The sequence below is a fragment of the Bradyrhizobium sp. 45 genome (genome assembly GCF_023073155.1).
Taxonomy (GTDB): domain Bacteria; phylum Pseudomonadota; class Alphaproteobacteria; order Rhizobiales; family Xanthobacteraceae; genus Bradyrhizobium; species Bradyrhizobium canariense_D.
Genome location: NZ_JADPIX010000122.1, coordinates 1,214,828 through 1,232,538, shown reverse-complemented (window position 1 = coordinate 1,232,538; position 17,711 = coordinate 1,214,828). Strand labels below are relative to the sequence as shown.

Genomic DNA, 17,711 nt, shown 5'->3' with positions numbered 1-17,711 from the left:
CTTCGCCTACTTCTGCATGAACGACGCCCAACGCTTCTCGGTGGCTTCGCCCGCCGGCGAGGACCACCAGGCGTAGGACATCAGGGCCTGCTTGGCCGCATTGGCCGGCTCGCTTGGCAATTGCGCGGCGCGCTCCGGCTTGATCACGCCGGTATCGAACGCCTTGGGATTGCCCGGGCCGTAATCGATATTGAGCGGCAGATTGGCCTGGTGCACGGGATCGACGGCCTCGTTGAGAAACTTGACGGCCGTCTCGAGATTCGGCGCGCCCTTGAGGATGCAGAGCGAGGTGCTTTGTAAAACGCCCTGGTTGTAGGTGAAGGCGACCTTGGCGCCTTCCTTCGCGACCGCACTGACACGGCCATTCCAGGCCATCTCCATGTCGACCTCGCCGTCGTTGAGCAGTTGCGCCGACTGTGCGCCGGAGGTCCACCACACCGTGATGTGCGGCTTGATCTCTTCCAGCTTCTTGAAGGCCCGGTCGACGTCGAGCGGATAGAGCTTGTCGGGCGCGACGCCGTCGGCCATCAGTGCCGCCTCGAGCGTCGCGAACGGGTGGTTGCGCAGTGCGCGGCGCCCGGGAAATTTCTGGACGTCCCAGAAATCGGCCCAGCTGTTCGGCGCGTCCTTCGGAAAGGTCTTCTGGCTGTAGGCCAGTACGCTGGAATAGAACTCGTAGGAAACCGAATAGGGGCTGCGATAGGACTCCGGCATCGCGGCGCCATTCGGGATCTTCGAGAAGTCGAGCTTCTCGATCAGCCCCTGCTCGCCCCCACGCAGGCAGTTGCCGGTCGGAGTATCCACGACGTCCCAGATCGGCTTGCCGCTGCCGACTTGCGTCTTGATCGCAGGCCAGGCGTCGGGAATCGAATCTTGGTTGATTGTGATGCCGAGCTTCTTTGCCGTGGGATCGAGGATCGCCACCGTCTGCGCCTGCTGATAGGCGCCGCCTTGCGAGACGAAGGTGATCTGTTCGGCAGCCCTGGCAGCCGTGCCGCTTATCGCGATCGCACCAACCAGCGTGTAGCCAAGTCCAAAAATCCGATTCGTATTCATCCTCGCCTCCTCCAGATAAATGTCACTGTCCGATCGCATCGAGAAACTGGTACCAGCCGGCGACCATGCGCACGGCGGGCTCGCGCAACGGATAGAACGGGATGGCTTTCAATCGCCTCGCGTCGAGCAGCCCGACCTCTGGCGTCTCGCCGCGCACAAAGGCGGCGAGATAGCGGCCCATCAGGCTCGACATCGCCACGCCCGCGCCGTTGTAGCCCATCGAGAACAGCGTGCGGTCGTCGAGCCGGCCGATATGCGGCACCGAGTCCAACGTCATCCCGACCAGGCCCGACCATTTGTAGGCGAGCGGGACGTCGGCAAGGTCGGGAAAGATTCCGACCATCGCCTTGCGCAACGCGTCGAAAGCGGTTTCCGAATCCTGCTTGCCGAAGGCGCCGCGGCCGCCAAAAATCACACGATTGTCGACCATGCGGAACCAACGCATCATGCGCTTGGTCTCGGTGTAGGTGCGCCCGGTCGGCATCAGGCTTCCCGCGAGGTTGCGCGGCAGCCTGTCGGTCGCGATGATGGCGCTGCGGAACGGGATCAGCGTGCGCTGCATGCTCGCGGTCGCGCCGGTGAGGTCGGAATAGCTGTTGGTGGCGATGATCGCCTGCTTTGCCCGCACTGCGCCTTGCGGCGTTTCAGCGGCGATGCCGCTGTTGTCGCGGCGGAGCCTTACGACCGGCGACTCCTGGAAAATCGGGATGCCGCGGCGCGCCACGCCATCGGCAAGGCCGCGCAGATAATTCAGCGGATGGATGCCGCCGGAGCCGGGATTGAGCACGCCGCCGACGAAGATGTCGGAGCCGGTCTCGTCGCGCACTTGCCCCTTGTCGAGGATGCGGACCTCCGCATCCCCCATCTCGCGCTTCATCCAGTTGGCCTCGTCGATCGCGGCCTTCAGGGTCGTCTCGTTGTGAGCGGCCTTGACCTGGCCGGTGCGCGTCAACGCGGCACTGGTGATGCCAAATTCGGAGACCAGCTCCTCGACGGTATCAGTGGATTCATGCGCGATCCCGTACATGCGCTGCGCCATGGCGCGGCCGTGCACGGCGTCGATCTCGCGGAACGAGAGGCGGAACTTTGCGGTGATCACGCCGCCATTGCGTCCACTCGCGCCCCAGCCCGGGCGGTTGGCCTCGAGTACGATCGGCGACAAACCGCTTTTGGCGATGTGGTGCGCAGCAGACAGGCCCGTGTAGCCCGCACCGATGATCACCACATCCGCCTGGTGCTCGCCTGACACGACCGGAAACTCGCGCGCCGGCTCGGCCGTGGCGGCCCACAGCGAGTTGGCCGACGGCAGCGCCTTCCAGTCCCGTGTCATGCCACCGCTCATGCCTTACGCAGCCGGCCCGATGGCCGCATCGGCAAGCGCCTTCAACGTCGGAAAATGGAAGTCCGGCTTGGTCAGCGTCTCCACGGCCGGTGTGCCTCCGAAACCGGCCATGCCCTGGCGGCGCTCGATCCAGCACACCTTGTAGCCGAGTTTCCGCGCAATCCCGATGTCGTGATACTGGCTCTGCGCGACGTGAAGGATATCGGACTGCTTGTAGCCGAAAGCGGACTGGCGGCCCTTGTTGTAGGCGAAAAACTCCGGATCGGGTTTCGCAACGCCAGTCTCGTCGGCGCAAACGGTATCGTCGAAGGGATTGCCGAGCGCGTGCGCGTAACAGGACAGCGCGACGCGGTCGGCATTGGTCATCGCGACCAGGCGGAATTTGGTTCTCAGGCGCTTCAGAGCCTCGACCGAGTCTGGGAACGGTCCCCAGCGCAGCACCGCGAGCTGGAACACGTCGCAGGAGGCGTCATCGGCCTGCAGCCCGAGTTCCTTGGCAAGATAGCGATAGACATGGAACATCACCTCGCTCGACCGCTCGTGGTGCTTGTCGCGACCGCGCTTGTAGGATTCGAAGATCTTGTCGTCGCTGAGCTCGGCCGGCGACTTGCCCGAGATCCGGCGCACCGCGGAGAGCACGCCGGTCTCGAAATCGATCAAGGTGCCGACGACGTCGAAGGTGAGAACCTTGAAATTGCTGAACGAGGCTGCTGACGACATTTTTGGCTTCTTCTCTCGGTTGGACAAGGCTTGGGTTCAGTCCCTCACCCTGGGCACGACGATGGTGTCCTCGGGGTGAAGGGTCACGGTAAGGCTGCCGCCCAGCGGCGGGATGCGGCTGTAGGCCTGGTGATAGCTCGCCTGGCGCAGGCTGAGCACGATGCCATCGGCGAGCGCCAGGAAGATGCGCAGGCTCTCGCCCTGATAGACGATGTCGGTGACCGTGCCGGTGAGCCGATTGCAGGCGGTGTCCGGCGCACCATCGTCGATCAGCAGTTTTTCGCTGTGCACGGCGAGCATCAGCGCGTCCCCGTCGGGAATGGCGCGGGCGCTGCGCAGAAGCACATTGCCGAGCGCAACGCCGGAGGCATCGACGCGTCGCACGGGAAGCATCGTGGCCTCGCCAATGAAACTCGCGACGAAGGAATCCGCGGGATGATCGTGCAGGCGCTCGGGCGCGTCGATCTGGATCAGCCTGCCGTCCTTCATCACGGCGACGCGGTCGCTCATGGTCAGCGCTTCGCGCTGATCGTGGGTGACGTAGATGATGGTGGCGCCGATGCGCTTGTGCAGCGCGCGCAGCTCGATCTGCATGGATTCGCGCAGTTGCTTGTCGAGCGCGGACAGCGGTTCGTCCATCAGGATCAGCCGCGGCTCGAAGATCATGGCGCGTGCGAGCGCCACGCGCTGGCGCTGGCCGCCGGAGAGTTGCGCGATACCGCGCTCTTCGTAGCCGGCAAGACCGACCATCGAAAGCGCCGCGCGCACCTTATCCGGCCAGGCCGCCTTCGGCAGCCGTCGCGCGCGCAAGGGAAAGGCAACATTCTCGCCGACGCTCATATGCGGGAACAGCGCGTAGTTCTGGAACACGACGCCGATGTCGCGCTTGTGCGGCGGCATCCAGGTGACGTCGCGGCCGCCGAACAGGATCGTTCCGCTCGATGGCAGGATGAAGCCGCCGAGGATGCCGAGCAATGTGGTCTTGCCGGACCCGGAGGGGCCCAGCAGCGAGACGAACTCGCCGGCGGCGACATTGAGGGACACGTCGTCGAGGGCACGAACGGCGCCATAGGCCTTGCTCGCGGATCTGATCTCGACGCTTTCCGCTCGTTTGTCCAACGATCGACCTCGCCATGTCCTGAGCCGGCGTGCTTCACTGCGCGCCATAAGCCTGCTTTATAGACAGGAATTTGAGCACTCCTGGTCGAAGCGTGCACCGCACCAACATCTTCGCTCGCAGGCCCTGTCTTTTGGCTATGACGCCAATGACACCAGACTTGGCAAAACTCGGCAATTGCCAAATTCTCACCTGGGTCATAACATGGTGTTATGCCCGAGCTGCGCCGGATGCTGCCCTCAAGTAACGCCCTGTTCGTCTTCGACGCAGCGGCGCGCAATGGCAGCTTCACGGCGGCGGCCGCCGAACTGAACGTCACCCAGCCTGCGGTGAGCCGGATGCTGGGTCAGTTCGAGGACCATCTCGGCGTTCGCCTATTCGACCGCAAGGCGGGACGCGCGGTGCTCACTGAGGAAGGCGAACTCTTGTATCGCCGCGTGCTCGAAGGCTTTCGCAGCATCGAAAGCGGGCTGGTCGAGATCGAGCGGCGCCGGAAGGGCACCGAGACGGTGACACTGTCGGTCTCCTCCGCCTTCACCACGCATTGGCTGATGCCGCGCATCGACAAGCTGCAGAAGCAATTTCCTCAGGTCGATTTGCGCTTTCAGCTGATCTCCGGCGCGCTGCGCGGACCAGTGGAGAATGTCGACCTCGGCATGCGCTTCCGCGATCGCGAGGAGCCGTCATCCGGTGGCACGCTGGTGATGAAGGAGGTCATGCTGCCGATGTGCAGCCCTGCCTATCTCGGCGAAACCGATCCCGCCGAAGGCAACACCATCATTCGGCTCGCCGAGACGCCGGGCGACTGGGCCGCGGATTACGCATCGCTTCTCACCGGGCGCCGCGGTGCGGCCAAGGCGCTGAGCTTCACGGACTATGCCGTCGTGATGCAGGCCGCCCTGCTCGGCCAGGGCATCGCGCTCGGTTGGCTGACGGTCGCCTCGCACTGGCTATTGACCGGCGCGCTGGTGCCCGCCTCCGACACGCTCACCACCACACGCCGCATCTGCGAATTCCTGCCACCGCGCAACCGGCCGATGCGTCCCATCGCCGCCGAGATCCGCGACTGGATCACCGCGCAGATGAAAAGCGAGATCGCCGCGATCGACCGGCTCTATCCGAAGCTCGGCGCGATGGCGGCTTGCTACTAGAGCGTTTTCGGGCGAAGTGGACCGGTTCACGTGAAGAAAACGCATCAAAACCGGAGTCTAGGCGGGTGTCAGCGCGGCACAGTAACGATCGGGCAGGTGATCGCCGATCCCTGCCGGCAGCAGCACCGTGAGCCTGCCGACGACATCCGTCCGCGTGTTCTCGGATACGCCGCTGAGGAGATTGCGGACCTGCTCACCAATTCCAGCATTCGCCATTGGCTCATCCGAACCAACATTCGTCGTGAGCTGGCTGGCGCTGAATTTGGCGCCGCGTGCACAGGCGAGATAACGGCCGACGTGATGAAAGCCAAGCCCGGGCGGAGGCACGGTCGGGACGATGTCGGTGCCGTGCACGAGACGATAGGTCGTCCTGCCGAACGTACCGTTGTAGAGGGCGACGAAATCGTCGCGGCCCACGCGCGGACAACCGTAAAGATAGATCTGCGCATCCGCGAGCTGGAGCTGCTCCCGCGCGAAGTCCGCCGTTGCCACCGCGATCGCGGCGCCGAGGCTGTGCCCAGTGATGAAGATCGGTGATTTGCGCGCCAGCGCTGCCGCCAGTGCGCTCTTCACGTCGTCCCACACGGCCGCCGCCGCATCGACGAACCCCTGGTGCACGGGCGCCTTCGGTCGGCCAAGCGTGAAATCGCTGACCCAGTTCAGGAGATGAAGCGGGTCGGTGCCGGCGAAGGCGACAATGGTTGCGTCACCCTTGCTCGCGATGATCCCGCGCGTGTCGGTCAGCGGCAGCGTCGAATGCGCCGGCTGGCTCAGCAACTTGACGCCGGACAGATCCCAGAAAGGAGAGACCCTGTTGATCGTGTCCGGCACATGGGTCTCGTAGGCGAGTTGCGACATCCACATCATCGCGCGAGCGATGTCGAGATCAAAGCCGGTTGATGTCTCGTTGAATTTTGCAAATGCCCGTCGGTCATATTGATCGGGAGGAAGTTCGACCAGAATGCTCACATCAAGCTCCTAAATGGCTTATTGCTGCAATACGTCGATCGAAAACGGAATGACGCTACCTTCGCATATGGCTGGAATTTTGACAATCTGTGCGCGTGCCCGGGACGTATTCTGCCTTTGCGCCTAAGGGGACAAGGTTGAGACGAGGCACCTCTCCCCCCGCGTCATTGCGAGCGTAGCGAAGCAATCCAGAGTCCTTCCGCGGAGGAATTCTGGTTTGGTTCGCTGCGCTCGCAATGACGGTATGGATAAAGTTTTGGCCTCTATCGATGCTCGATCGCGCGGATCGCGCCGCGGAGCTCGGCCAGGCCGCGGAGGCGGCCAATCGCGGTGTAGCCCGGATTGGTGCGCTTGGTGGCCGCGAGATCGTCGAGCATGCGATGGCCGTGGTCGGGCCGGAACACAATTTTCTGGCCGGGCGAACGCCGCGCGTTCTCCTTCAGCAGCGCCTTCAGCACCGCGACCATGTCGACGTCACCGTCGAGATGATCGGACTCGTAGAAGGACAGGCCATCCGCCTCGCGCTTGGTCGCGCGCAGATGCGCAAAGGCAATGCGCGGGCCGAAGCGTTCGGCCATCGCGGGAAGATTGTTCTCGGCGCGCACGCCAAGCGACCCCGTGCACAGGCAGATACCATTCGCCTTTGACGGCACCGCATCGAACAACGCCTGATAGTCATCGGCGCTGGACGCGACGCGCGGCAGACCGAACAGCGGGCGCGGCGGGTCGTCCGGATGCAGCGTCAATGAGACCCCGAGCTGCTCGGCGACGGGGGTGACGCGGCCCAAAAACTCGGCGAGATGCTGCCGCAGGATTTTTGGCGTGACGTCGCGATATGTTTCGAGCCGATCGCGGAATTGCGGGATGGTCAACGGCTCGGTGGTGGAGCCCGGCAGCGCGCTGGCGATGACCATGACGAGATATTCGATATCGGCCTGGCTCATCTGCTCGAACAGTTTTTTCGCGCGGGCCTGCTGCTCGGGCGAGTATTCCTGGACGGCGGCGGGACGCTTCAGGATGTGCAGCTCGAAGGCCGCGAAACGGTCTTGATCGAAGCGCATGGCGCGGGCGCCGTTCGGCAGCTCCCATTCGAGATCGGTGCGGCACCAATCCACGACGGGCATGAAGTTGTAGCAGATGATCTTGATGCCGGCCGCGGCAGCCGCCTCCAGGCTGGCGATCCATGTCTCGATCGAGCGCGTCGCTTTAGCCCCGAGACGCTTGACGTCGTCGGGGATCGGAATCGATTCCACCACCGACCAGGTCAGCCGCGAGCGCCCGGGTTGGCCGCTCTCGATGAAGTTCTTGCGCTCCTCGACCGCCTTGCGTGTCCAGGCTTCGCCGATCGGCACCTGATGCAGCGCCGAGACGATGTCGCTCGCCCCGGCCTGCCTGACATCGTCGAGCGAGACCGGATCGTCCGGCCCGTACCAGCGCCATCCCTCGAGCATCATAAGAATTCTCCCCGATCAGTTCGCGGTCAGCACGACCTTGACGCTCTGCGAGCGGTCGAGCGCCAGCCGCAGCGCGTCCGGCGCGGTGGACAGCGGCCGCTCGGCGGTGACCAGCGACAGCACGTCGACGCTGCCGTCCGCGATCAGCTCCACCGCCGTCATGAACTCAAGCCCGAAGCGGAACGAGCCGCGCAGGTCGATCTCCTTGGCCATCACCGCATTGGCCGGCACCGGAATCTGGCCACCCGGCAAATTGCCGATCTGCACCACAACGCCGCCGCGCCTGACGATACCGATCGCACTGGCAAGGCCTGCAGCCGTGCCCGAGACTTCGAAAGCGACATCGTAGGGGCGCGAGGTGGCCTGCGCCTTCAGGCCTTCCTCGCCGGCTGCGACATTCTCGACGTGAGAGGCGCCGAGCCGGGTCGCAAAGGCCAGCGGCGCCGGCGCGATGTCGGCCACCGTGATGTCGGTCATGCCGGCGCGGCGCGCGGCGAGCATGGTCAGAAGCCCGATCGGACCGGCGCCGAAGATGATGCCGCGCTTGCCATCGATGTTGCCGGCACGCGCGACGGCGTGCAGGCAGACCGCGAGCGGTTCGGCGAGCGCCGCGGCCTGATAGGACACATGATCGGGAATCTTCACGCACTGTGCCGGGATCGCGTCGAAATAGTTGGCAAAGCCGCCCTGCATGTGCGGTGTCTTCGAGGCCGAGCCCATGAAGTAGATATTTTCGCAGAGGTTCTGCCGGCCTTGGCGGCAGGCGCCGCAATGGCCGCACCAGCGCGACGGGTTGACGGCAACGCGGTCGCCGACCTTCAGATTTGCCGCGGAGCCCGCGATCTCCACGACCTCGCCGGAGATTTCATGGCCGAGCACCAGCGGCGATTTCACCACGAAATCGCCGGTCCGGGCATGGCGGAAATAATGCATGTCCGAGCCGCAGATGCCGCCGGCGCCGAAACGGAGGCGCACCATGCCTTCAGCGAGCTTGTCGAGCGGATGCTCGACCATGCGCAGATCTTCGGGGCCAAACAGGGTTGCGGCGAGAGCAGTTGAGGTCATTTGGAAAGTCCCATGTATTTCGGTAGCCACAGGGTCAATTCGGGGATGTAGGTGATCGCGATCAGCGCAACCATCAGCGGCACCAGCCACGGCAGGATCGCCACCGTCGTGCGCTCGACCGAGAGCTTTGCGACGCGCGCGAGCACGAACAACACCATGCCGAGCGGCGGATGCAGCAGACCGATCATCAGGTTCAGCGTCATGATCAGACCGAAATGGATCGGGTCGATGCCGAGCTTGAGCACGATCGGCAACAGGATCGGCACCAGAATGGTGATCGCCGCCGTGGTGTCGATGAAGCAGCCGACGAACAGGATCAGGACGTTGGCGAGCGCCAGGAACACCCATTTGTTGTGGGTGATGCTGAGCATCCAGTCCGACAGCATCTGGGCTGCCTGCGACACCGTCAGCAGCCAGGCGAAGATCGAGGCTGCCGTGACGATGAACAGCACCGAAGCCGTGGTCTCGATGGTGTCGAAAGTCGCTTTCGCGACCGTTTTCATCGTCATGGTGCGGTAGCGTACCAGGCCGAGGAACAGCGACCAGATCACGGCGGCGACCGCGGCTTCCGTTGGGGTGAACCAGCCGAGCGTCATGCCGCCGATCAGGATCACCGGCGCCATCAGCGCCATCACCGCGGAGAAGTCGAAGTACCAGTCGATCGCGAGCAGCGCGAACAGGCCGAGACCAACTGCCCAATTGGTGGAGAGACCGGCGACCGTCAGAAGCCAGACAGCCATCGGGAAGCTCAATACGACGAGGATCTCGAGCCCCGCCGATCCCAATTGCGGCCAGGAGAACGGCGTATCGCTGCCCCATTTGTTCTTGTGCGCGAAGTAGGTGACGGTGGCCATCATCAGGAGCGTCAGCACGACGCCTGGAATGACGCCCCCCAGAAACAGCGCGCCGATCGAGACGTTGGCCATCATGCCGTAGATCACGAAAGGCAGCGACGGCGGGATGATCGGCCCGAGCGTGGCGGAGGCCGCGGTGACGCCCACGGAGAATTCCGTGGAGTAGCCGTGGTCCTTCATCGCCTTGATCTCGATGGTACCGAGACCGGCGGCATCCGCGATCGCGGTGCCAGACATGCCGGAGAAGATCACCGAGCCAATGATATTGACGTGGCCGAGGCCGCCGCGCATCCAGCCGACCAGCGCGACGGCGAATTTATAGATGCGCCCGGTGACGCCCGCGATGTTCATCAGATTGCCGGCCAGGATGAAGAACGGCACGGCGAGCAACGGAAAGCTCTCGACACCGGCGATCATGCGCTGCGCCAGCGTGACGTCGGGCGTCACGCCGCTGACCAGGATGTAGAGCAGCGACGACGCCGCCATGGCGATGGCCACGGGAACGCCGAGCAGCATGAGGATGAGGAAGCCTCCAAGCAACAGCAACATGGAATTACCCTTCAAAGCCGTCGTAGGCGCCGGGACGTTCGAGGATCGAGTAGCCCTGCCGCAAATGTTGTATGGCCACTTGCACCGAGCGGACGAACATCAGCACGAAGCCCGCCAGCACGGCGTAATAGACGTAGTCCTTGGGAAGATTGATGGTGGTCATGGATTCGTCGCCGATGATCTGGATGTAGACCCAGACCAGCTTGATGGCGTAACCGAAGAAGACGATCCGGATCAGATCGATCACTGTCGACAATGCGCGCGCCACAAGGTGCGGAAGATAGCGATAGAGCAGGTCGACCTGGATGTGCCGCGACAGCCGCACGCACATCGAGGAGCCGATGAAGACCACGCCGATCAGGCAGTAGGTCGCGATCTCCTCGGTCCAGGCGTAGCTGTCGTTGAGGACGTAACGGGTGAAGAACTGGAGGAAGACGGCGAGCGCCATCACCCAGAAGATCGCCAGCGCGACCCAGTCCTCAAAAGCGTAGATGCCGAGATCGACCTTGGGCGTCGCCTCTTCCTCGAAGGTGTGGGCGATCTCGTCCGCGGTGATCTGCCGGTGCGTTTCGGCGGTGGACATGGGTGTGCTCCTCAAACTGATCACGTCGTTCCGGGATGGTGCGTCAGCACCAGACCCGGAACCTCGAGATTTTCAGGTGCGCAATTGCACACCGTAGTTCGGTCCAGCGGACCGCCCCGGGATGGCGACTACGTCATTACTTCACCGCCTGAATGCGTTCCCAGTCGGCCTTGCGGTAGCCGAAGGTCTCGAACGCGACGTTCTTCAGCACGGTGTCGCGGAACTCGCTCTTGTCGACCTCGGTGACGGTCAGGCCCTTCTCCTTGAAGAAGGCGACCAGCTTGGCCTCGTTCTGCTTGATCTCCGCGGTCGCCTTGGCGGCGGCCTCCTGCGCGACGTCGGTGAAGGTCTTCTTGTCCTCGTCGCTGAGCTTCTTCCAAAGCGCACCGGCCACCACCGTGTTGAGATGGTCGACGATGTGGCCGGTCAGCACGATGTGCTTCTGCACCTCGTAGAACTTCTTGGCCTCGATCGTGGTGAGCGGATTCTCCTGGGCTTCGACGGTACCGTTCTGGAGCGCCAGATAGACTTCGGCGAACGCGATCGGCGCGGTGTTGGCGCCGCAGGCGCGCGGCATGGCGAGATAGGCGGGCACATCGGGCACGCGCATCTTCAGACCCTTGAGGTCGGCACAGGTCTTGATCGGCTTGTTCGACGAGGTCTGGCGCACGCCGTAATAGGTCACCGCGACGATGTGGTGGCCGCTCTTGTCCTCATAACCCTTGGTGAGCTCCTTGAAGATGTCGCTCTTGGTGTAGGCGAGCAGATGATCGGCATCGCGGAAGGTGTAGGGATAATAGGTCACGCCGATCGGCGGAAAGCTCTTGGCCGCGAAGCTCGAGCCGGAGATGATGATGTCGACCGAACCGAGCGAAAGGCCCTGGTTGATGTCGGCCTCCTTGCCGAGCTGCGACGCTGGATAGACGTCGATCGCATAGCGCCCGTTGGTGCGCTTGCCGATCTCCTGCGCGGCCCAGACCGAAGCAGTGTGGAAGGGCTCCGAGGTCTCGTAGACATGGGCCCATTTGAGCTTGGTCTGCGCCATGCCGGCGCCAGCCGTAGCAATCATCGCCGCGGCCGAGACCGCCAGCACCATTGTCATCTTTTTCAACACTGACTTTTCCTCCATTTTTCAAGTCTGCTTCTTTTAAATCTGCTTCTTGTCCGCCCGCCCCCAAACGCGGGTGCGGGCCGCACGATCTCATCGCGGTCGCGCGCTGCTGCTCGCAGCTCGCTTCTTCTTCGGCGCACGTTCCGGTTTTGTCGGTTTTGCCGTCGATCGCGCCGCGCGCCCGGAGGACGGTCCTGCCGCGCTCTCGGCGCCGAAGTTCTGCGCAAAGCGCTCCTGGGATCTCGCGAGATGATCGCGCATGGCTTCGCGCGCGGCCCCGGGATCATGCGCCGCGATCGCGTCGCGCACCGCGCGATGCTCGTCGAGTGCAGTGCGCCACGTGCCCGGGCTCTCGAAATAATGCGCAAGCTGCGCGAAATAGGGATTGAGGCGCTGGTCGAACAACTCGCCGACCACGCGCACCAGAACGGCATTGCCGAGGCTTCCGGCGATCGCGACGTGGAAGGCGCGGTCGTGGACCATCGAGGCTTCGCCGGGGTGTTCTACATTCTCCATCGCGACAAGGGACGCATCGATGCGGGCAAGGTCGTCCTTCGTCGCCACGCGCGCGGCTTCTTCGGCGATGGCGCTTTCCAGGAACTCGCGGGCACGCAACAGCTCGAACGGGCCCTCGATGACGGAAGCAGGCGCGGTCGCCGCAACCGTCGCAGGCTCGATCACATAGATGCCGGAACCGACGCGGATACGAAGGCGGCCCTCGACTTCGAGCGCGATCAGGGCTTCGCGCACCGTCGGCCTGGATATCTTGAGCTGCTCGGCGAGTTCGCGCTCGGTCGGCAAGCGGCTGCCGACCGCGTACTCACCGCTGTCGATCAGGCTTCGCAATTGATCGGCGACTTGGCGATAAAGCCGTCTCGCCTCCACAGCTTCCAGCGGCACGCTGGTCCTCCCGAAAGGGTCATGCCGGCAGCTCTCGCTGCCCGCGGCCCGCCAATTTTGGAAAATTGGTCTTACCAATTGACCGCAAGCATTGACCGAGGACGGGCGCCATGTCAAGCAGCGGCCAAACAAGGGGAGAGACGACATGCGCCTCGGCCGCGCCAATCTCGACCGGCTGCCACCCGGCATCCGCCGCCCGGCCTACGACCGTTCGCGCGTCACCTCTGGCATCGTGCATCTCGGCCTTGGCGCGTTTCATCGCGCCCACCAGGCCGTCGTCATCGATGATTGCCTTGCGGCCGGCGCCACCTCGTGGGGCATCGTCGGTGCCAGCCTGCGCAGCCCGGACACACGCGACGCCCTCGCCCCGCAGGATCATCTCTATACGGTTGCCGTCCGTGCAGCCGAAGGCACCGAACACCGCATCATCGGTGCGCTGCTCGACAGCGTGGTCGCGCGCGAAAGCCCGGCACGATTGGTCGAGCGAATGGCCGATCCCGCCATTCGCATCGTCTCCCTCACCGTCACCGAGAAGGGCTATTGCCACACGCCCCAGACCGGCGATCTCGACGAACGGCATCCTGATGTCGTGCACGACCTCAACAATTTCGACGCGCCGCGCTCGGCTCCCGGCTTCATCGTCGCCGCGCTGGCGCGCCGGCGGGCGCTGGGCGCCCCGCCCTTCACCGTGCTGAGCTGCGACAACCTCGCCGCCAACGGCCACACCGTGCAGCGGATCGTGACGCAATTCGCCGCGCTGCGCTCGAAGGATCTCGGCAAGTGGATCGCGGATACGGTGGCCTTCCCCTCGACCATGGTCGACCGGATCGTGCCGGAGACGACGGATAGTGACCGCGATGCGGTTTCATCGGCGCTCGGTTTACGCGATGCATGGCCCGTCATGACCGAGCCCTTCACGCAATGGGTGGTCGAGGATCGCTTTACGGCCGGCCGGCCCGATCTTGCCGCCGCGGGCGTCGAACTGGTGAACGACGTCAAGCCGTTCGAGCTGATGAAGCTGCGGCTGCTCAACGCCAGCCATTCGGCGCTGGCCTATCTCGGCTATCTCGCAGGCTACGAGACCATTGCCGACACCATGCTGGATCCGCATTTCGCGCGCCTCGCCGCGCAGGTGATGGAAGAGGCCGCGGTGACATTGACGATGCCATCAGGCGCAGATCTGGCCGCCTATCGCGCCTCACTGCTCAAGCGCTTCGCCAATCCGGCACTGCATCACCGCACCTGGCAGATCGTGATGGACGGCTCGCAAAAGCTGCCGCAGCGCCTGCTCGGCGCGATCCAGGATCGTCTCGCCAGGAACCTGCCGATCGCGACGCATGCGCTCGCGGTGGCCGGCTGGATGCGCTACGTCAGCGGCCTTGACGAGAAGGGCCGCACCATCGACGTGCGCGATCCGCTCGCAGCCGAGTTCGCCGGCTTGGCGCGCGAGGCAGGTCCCGTCGCCGAACGATTGGCACCCGCGCTGCTCGGCGTCGGAAAAGTGTTCGGGCCCTTGGGCGCCGAGCCGCGCCTGCGCGAAGCCGTGACCGCTGCGCTCGGCCGGCTCTACAAGGATGGCGCGCGGCGTGCGGTGGAGATTCTGGTCTCGGCGTGACCACAAAACGGGCAGCGATGCTGCGTTGCGGTCCAGATCGACGGAAAGTCGACGGAAGTCTTGCTTGATTTTTGCCTGTCATTGCCCCACCCGAGAGGCATGGCAAAGGACAGCAAGGTGATCGCCGCGAACGCAGCGTTCTACGCCGCCTTTTCGACCGGCGATTTCGACGAAATGGAGCGGATGTGGGCGGACGATGACGCCATTTCCTGCATTCATCCCGGCTGGCCGGCCATCATCGGCCGGGCCACGGTGATCGGAAGCTGGCGCGACATCCTGCAGAGTCCGGAGCGGCCGCAGATCGTCTGCGCGGAACCGCAGGCCATCGTCGATGGCGACAGCGCGCGCGTGCTCTGCATCGAGATCGTCGACGGCACGGCATTGGCTGCGGCCAACCATTTTCGGCGCGTCGGCGACGACTGGCGCCTGGTGCACCACCAGTCCAGCCCGATCGCGCAGATTGTCGAGCAAGCTGAGGACGATAGAGCGAGCCACCGCGTCCATTAACGGGCGCCCGGCCCGCAGGCACATTCTACTGTGCATGGGGTTGTTTTTTCAGTTTTTTTGTTTTGCCGCCTCACCCGAGCCCCGACAGATCATCCAGCACGACCCGCGCCTGGCTAAAATCGTCGTCCCGGAAGAACATGCTTCTGGTGATGAGCACGGGAATGTTCGCCCGCGAAGCTGCGGTCAGGCCGTTAGCGGAATCCTCGATCGCGACGCAGTCGGACGCGTTGAGCTTCAGCCGCGCCAGGGTCTCGACATAGACATCCGGCGCAGGCTTTTTATGCCGCACGTCATCTCCGGCGACAATCGCATCAAAATCCGCGGCCCAGCACTTTCCCAGGGCGCGCGACAGCAGCGCGTCGATGTTGGCGTGCGACGTGGTCGTCGCGATCGCGAGCCGCTGGCGGCGCGCCTTGGCAGCGACGAGGAGATCCGTCACCCCGGGCCGTAAGGGGCAGCAGCCGGTTTGGACCAGTCCGGCATAATGCGCGGTCTTGATGCGGTGGAGTTCCGCGATGTCCACATCCGATAATGGCGCGGCGATCCTCAGCCTTTCATGGTGGGCGCGAATGCGTTCCTTGCCGCCCGTGACCCGCAGCAGGTCCTTGTAGACGGCCCGATCCCATTGCCAATCGAGACCGTGGCGGGCGAAGGCATGGTTGAAGGCCTGCCGATGCAGCTCTTCGGTCTCAGCCAAGGTGCCGTCGACGTCGAAGATCAGCGCGGCGGCGCGGCGGACTAGCTCAGCCGCGTCAGATAGCATGATGGCTGGCGCTTCTGCCTGCATGATCGATGCGTCCCTCCGGTGAGCGACCATCGCCTGCACAGGCGGGCGAGACAAATTGCAATATCTTTTGCCGGACCCAAAAATCTCTTATGAGCGGAGGCGCGCTGCGGCGCGAACGGGAACTCCGACCTGCAAGGAAGATGTATGCTGCTCTTTATCCTTGGCCTCGGCTACAGTGCGCGGCACTTCGTCCGCCTGTTCGGTGGCCGCTTCTCGCATATCGCCGGCACGGTGCGCGATCCCGCGCAGCGGGGCGCTCTCGCCGGCGTCGAGGTGCATGCTTTCTCCGGCAGCAGTCCGGCACGCGAGACGATCGAACGCATGAGGGACGCGGATGTCCTTCTCGTTTCGATCCCGCCCGGCAGTGCCGGCGATCCCGCAATCGCGGCCTTCTCCGGCCTGCTGGCGGCGGGCGGCGACCGCAAGATCGTCTATTTGTCCACGATCGGCGTATATGGTGATCACGCCGGCGGCTGGGTCGACGAGAGCACGCCGCCGAAGGCGGACCTCGACCGGACGCGCATGCGGGTCGCGGCGGAACAGGCATGGACCGACACGACCGGTGGCGACGCCGCGATCCTGCGGCTTGCGGGTATCTATGGCCCCGGCCGTAACGCGCTGGTGACGCTGCGCGCTCGAACGGCGCGGCGCATCATCAAGCCGGGACAGGTGTTCAACCGCATCCACGTCGACGACATCGCGAGCGCGATCATGGCTGCGATTCATCACCCGAGCGGCGGCACGTGGAACGTCTGCGACGACGAGCCGGCGCCGCCGCAGGAGGTGATCGCTTACGCGGCGAAGCTGATGAATGTTGCACCGCCGCCGGAAGAGCCGTTCGAGACCGCCGAGATGTCGGCGATGGCCCGCAGCTTCTATGCGAGCAGCGCCCGCGTCTCCAACGCGAAAATGAAGTGCGAGCTCGGCGTCACGCTTGCTTATCCGACCTACCGCCACGCCCTGGATGCGTTGTGGCAAGCGGGGGAAGGAGGATCATGATCAAGCGTCAGCTCAACACGCCATACTTCTTGAACCAGGCCTGGGCCTGCTTCCAGGCATCTTCTGCTGCGTCCTTGCGATAGCTGCCGCGGTAGTCGGCATGGAAGCCATGCGGCGCTTCCGGATAGATCTTGAACTCGGCCGTCTTCTTGTTCTGCTCCAAGGCTGTCTTGAGCTGCTCGACCTGGGCGACGGGAATGCCGGTATCGGCGCCGCCATAGAGGCCGAGCACCGGTGCCTTCATCTCGGGCGCGAGCTGCATCGGGCTCTTCGGCCACGGCCGATTGGCTGGATCGACCGGCGGACCGTAGAAGGCGACGCCGGCCTTGAGGCTGCCCCTGTGAGCGGCATATTCCCAGACGGTGCGTCCGCCGCGGCAGAAGCCGATGATGCCGAGCTTACCGGTGTCGCCGCCTTGCGATCCCGCCCACGCCACCGTCGCATCGAGATCGGACAGCAGCTCCGCGTCCGGCTTGGCATTGACGATCGGCAGCAGGTCCTTGATCTCGGTGACCTTGGTCAAATCGACGCCCTTGCGGAAATAATAGTCGGGCGCGATCGCGAAAGCGCCGAGCTTGCCGAGGCGCCGCGTCACATCCTTGATGTATTCGTGCAGGCCGAAAATCTCCATCGCCACGATGATCACCGGCGCTTTGGTGTTGCCGGCGGGGCGGGCAAAATACGCATGCATCTGCTCGGAGCCGACCTTGATCTTGGCGTCCCCGGTCTGGAGGCCGCGGGTGTCGGTCGTGATCGCCTCGGCGCGCACGGGCCCGGCCGCAAGCGTGTAGCCGGCGGCGACGGCCGCAGTCGCGCTCATGAATCCGCGGCGCGAGACCGGAGCGACCTTGGTCAGCCCGACGACGTCGGATGTCATGGTGGTATCGATACTCATGGGTTCATCCTTCCTGATGCGTGCGCCTGATCGTTCA

At 64.2% G+C, this 17,711-nt stretch carries 17 protein-coding genes; 4 read left to right on the top strand and 13 right to left on the bottom strand.

Annotated elements, in window-relative coordinates:
• Positions 1 to 6: 6 nt before the first annotated feature.
• The 4 genes from IVB42_RS26375 to IVB42_RS26360 are packed head-to-tail and all read right to left on the bottom strand — an operon-like array spanning position 7 to position 4,237.
• Positions 7 to 1,056 (bottom strand): ABC transporter substrate-binding protein, encoded by a 1,050-nt coding sequence (locus IVB42_RS26375; protein ID WP_247295057.1) that lies wholly within the window; start codon positions 1,054 to 1,056, stop codon positions 7 to 9.
• 22 nt (positions 1,057 to 1,078) lie between these two features.
• Positions 1,079 to 2,386, bottom strand: coding sequence for an FAD-binding oxidoreductase (locus tag IVB42_RS26370; RefSeq protein ID WP_247295058.1), 1,308 nt, complete (start codon positions 2,384 to 2,386; stop codon positions 1,079 to 1,081).
• Positions 2,387 to 2,401: 15 nt separating this feature from the next.
• Positions 2,402 to 3,118: an HAD family hydrolase gene (locus IVB42_RS26365; protein ID WP_018454007.1), complete on the bottom strand. Its 717-nt coding sequence runs from the start codon at positions 3,116 to 3,118 to the stop codon at positions 2,402 to 2,404.
• 36 nt (positions 3,119 to 3,154) lie between these two features.
• Entirely contained in the window at positions 3,155 to 4,237 is a 1,083-nt protein-coding gene (locus IVB42_RS26360) for an ABC transporter ATP-binding protein (RefSeq protein WP_018454006.1), read from the bottom strand.
• Between the two features lie 210 nt (positions 4,238 to 4,447).
• On the opposite strand from IVB42_RS26360, the gene IVB42_RS26355 reads away from it, so the two are divergent.
• On the top strand, positions 4,448 to 5,386 hold the full coding sequence (locus tag IVB42_RS26355; RefSeq protein WP_204512151.1) for a LysR family transcriptional regulator: 939 nt from the start codon (positions 4,448 to 4,450) through the stop codon (positions 5,384 to 5,386).
• A gap of 57 nt (positions 5,387 to 5,443) precedes the next feature.
• Here IVB42_RS26355 and IVB42_RS26350 read toward each other — a convergent pair whose 3' ends face one another.
• From IVB42_RS26350 to IVB42_RS26320, 7 genes are all read right to left on the bottom strand, one after another.
• A complete protein-coding gene (locus IVB42_RS26350) occupies positions 5,444 to 6,355 on the bottom strand; it encodes a lipase family protein (RefSeq protein WP_085361526.1) in 912 nt (303 codons plus the stop codon).
• Positions 6,356 to 6,618: 263 nt separating this feature from the next.
• Positions 6,619 to 7,809: a mannonate dehydratase gene (uxuA, locus tag IVB42_RS26345; protein ID WP_204512152.1), complete on the bottom strand. Its 1,191-nt coding sequence runs from the start codon at positions 7,807 to 7,809 to the stop codon at positions 6,619 to 6,621.
• 15 nt (positions 7,810 to 7,824) lie between these two features.
• Positions 7,825 to 8,874 carry an L-idonate 5-dehydrogenase gene (locus IVB42_RS26340; protein WP_085361528.1) on the bottom strand — a complete coding sequence of 350 codons (1,050 nt, stop codon included), beginning with the start codon at positions 8,872 to 8,874 and terminating at the stop codon, positions 7,825 to 7,827.
• Complete coding sequence (locus IVB42_RS26335) at positions 8,871 to 10,277, bottom strand: TRAP transporter large permease (protein ID WP_085351941.1); 1,407 nt, start codon at positions 10,275 to 10,277, stop codon at positions 8,871 to 8,873. Before IVB42_RS26335 ends, IVB42_RS26340 begins: the two co-directional genes overlap by 4 nt.
• 4 nt (positions 10,278 to 10,281) lie before the next feature.
• A complete protein-coding gene (locus IVB42_RS26330; RefSeq protein ID WP_018454000.1) occupies positions 10,282 to 10,860 on the bottom strand; it encodes a TRAP transporter small permease in 579 nt (192 codons plus the stop codon).
• A 136-nt stretch (positions 10,861 to 10,996) separates the two neighbouring features.
• Positions 10,997 to 11,956: a sialic acid TRAP transporter substrate-binding protein SiaP gene (locus IVB42_RS26325; protein ID WP_018453999.1), complete on the bottom strand. Its 960-nt coding sequence runs from the start codon at positions 11,954 to 11,956 to the stop codon at positions 10,997 to 10,999.
• Positions 11,957 to 12,061: 105 nt separating this feature from the next.
• Positions 12,062 to 12,871, bottom strand: coding sequence for a FadR/GntR family transcriptional regulator (locus IVB42_RS26320; RefSeq protein ID WP_204512153.1), 810 nt, complete (start codon positions 12,869 to 12,871; stop codon positions 12,062 to 12,064).
• 145 nt (positions 12,872 to 13,016) lie between these two features.
• Between IVB42_RS26320 and IVB42_RS26315 the strand changes: the two genes are divergently transcribed.
• Both IVB42_RS26315 and IVB42_RS26310 read left to right on the top strand, forming a co-directional pair.
• Positions 13,017 to 14,486, top strand: coding sequence for a mannitol dehydrogenase family protein (locus IVB42_RS26315; protein WP_204512154.1), 1,470 nt, complete (start codon positions 13,017 to 13,019; stop codon positions 14,484 to 14,486).
• 99 nt (positions 14,487 to 14,585) lie between these two features.
• Positions 14,586 to 14,993: a nuclear transport factor 2 family protein gene (locus IVB42_RS26310; RefSeq protein ID WP_018453996.1), complete on the top strand. Its 408-nt coding sequence runs from the start codon at positions 14,586 to 14,588 to the stop codon at positions 14,991 to 14,993.
• 70 nt (positions 14,994 to 15,063) lie between these two features.
• Here IVB42_RS26310 and IVB42_RS26305 read toward each other — a convergent pair whose 3' ends face one another.
• The gene (locus IVB42_RS26305; RefSeq protein WP_204512155.1) at positions 15,064 to 15,780 is read right to left on the bottom strand and encodes an HAD family hydrolase; all 717 of its coding nucleotides are present in this window, start codon (positions 15,778 to 15,780) and stop codon (positions 15,064 to 15,066) included.
• Between the two features lie 144 nt (positions 15,781 to 15,924).
• Between IVB42_RS26305 and IVB42_RS26300 the strand changes: the two genes are divergently transcribed.
• On the top strand, positions 15,925 to 16,779 hold the full coding sequence (locus IVB42_RS26300) for an SDR family oxidoreductase (protein ID WP_085351943.1): 855 nt from the start codon (positions 15,925 to 15,927) through the stop codon (positions 16,777 to 16,779).
• Between the two features lie 7 nt (positions 16,780 to 16,786).
• Here IVB42_RS26300 and IVB42_RS26295 read toward each other — a convergent pair whose 3' ends face one another.
• A complete protein-coding gene (locus IVB42_RS26295; RefSeq protein WP_085351944.1) occupies positions 16,787 to 17,674 on the bottom strand; it encodes a dienelactone hydrolase family protein in 888 nt (295 codons plus the stop codon).
• Positions 17,675 to 17,711 lie beyond the last annotated feature (37 nt).

What these genes read in the sequence shown, in the direction of transcription:
- IVB42_RS26375 (WP_247295057.1), bottom strand. Translation starts at nt 1,056, where the DNA reads ATGAATACGAATCGGATTTTTGGACTTGGCTACACGCTGGTTGGTGCG.
- IVB42_RS26370 (WP_247295058.1), bottom strand. Translation starts at nt 2,386, where the DNA reads ATGACACGGGACTGGAAGGCGCTGCCGTCGGCCAACTCGCTGTGGGCC.
- IVB42_RS26365 (WP_018454007.1), bottom strand. Translation starts at nt 3,118, where the DNA reads ATGTCGTCAGCAGCCTCGTTCAGCAATTTCAAGGTTCTCACCTTCGAC.
- IVB42_RS26355 (WP_204512151.1), top strand. Translation starts at nt 4,448, where the DNA reads ATGCCCGAGCTGCGCCGGATGCTGCCCTCAAGTAACGCCCTGTTCGTC.
- uxuA (WP_204512152.1), bottom strand. Translation starts at nt 7,809, where the DNA reads ATGATGCTCGAGGGATGGCGCTGGTACGGGCCGGACGATCCGGTCTCG.
- IVB42_RS26340 (WP_085361528.1), bottom strand. Translation starts at nt 8,874, where the DNA reads ATGACCTCAACTGCTCTCGCCGCAACCCTGTTTGGCCCCGAAGATCTG.
- IVB42_RS26335 (WP_085351941.1), bottom strand. Translation starts at nt 10,277, where the DNA reads ATGTTGCTGTTGCTTGGAGGCTTCCTCATCCTCATGCTGCTCGGCGTT.
- IVB42_RS26330 (WP_018454000.1), bottom strand. Translation starts at nt 10,860, where the DNA reads ATGTCCACCGCCGAAACGCACCGGCAGATCACCGCGGACGAGATCGCC.
- IVB42_RS26325 (WP_018453999.1), bottom strand. Translation starts at nt 11,956, where the DNA reads ATGGTGCTGGCGGTCTCGGCCGCGGCGATGATTGCTACGGCTGGCGCC.
- IVB42_RS26315 (WP_204512154.1), top strand. Translation starts at nt 13,017, where the DNA reads ATGCGCCTCGGCCGCGCCAATCTCGACCGGCTGCCACCCGGCATCCGC.
- IVB42_RS26310 (WP_018453996.1), top strand. Translation starts at nt 14,586, where the DNA reads ATGGCAAAGGACAGCAAGGTGATCGCCGCGAACGCAGCGTTCTACGCC.
- IVB42_RS26305 (WP_204512155.1), bottom strand. Translation starts at nt 15,780, where the DNA reads ATGCAGGCAGAAGCGCCAGCCATCATGCTATCTGACGCGGCTGAGCTA.
- IVB42_RS26300 (WP_085351943.1), top strand. Translation starts at nt 15,925, where the DNA reads ATGCTGCTCTTTATCCTTGGCCTCGGCTACAGTGCGCGGCACTTCGTC.
- IVB42_RS26295 (WP_085351944.1), bottom strand. Translation starts at nt 17,674, where the DNA reads ATGAGTATCGATACCACCATGACATCCGACGTCGTCGGGCTGACCAAG.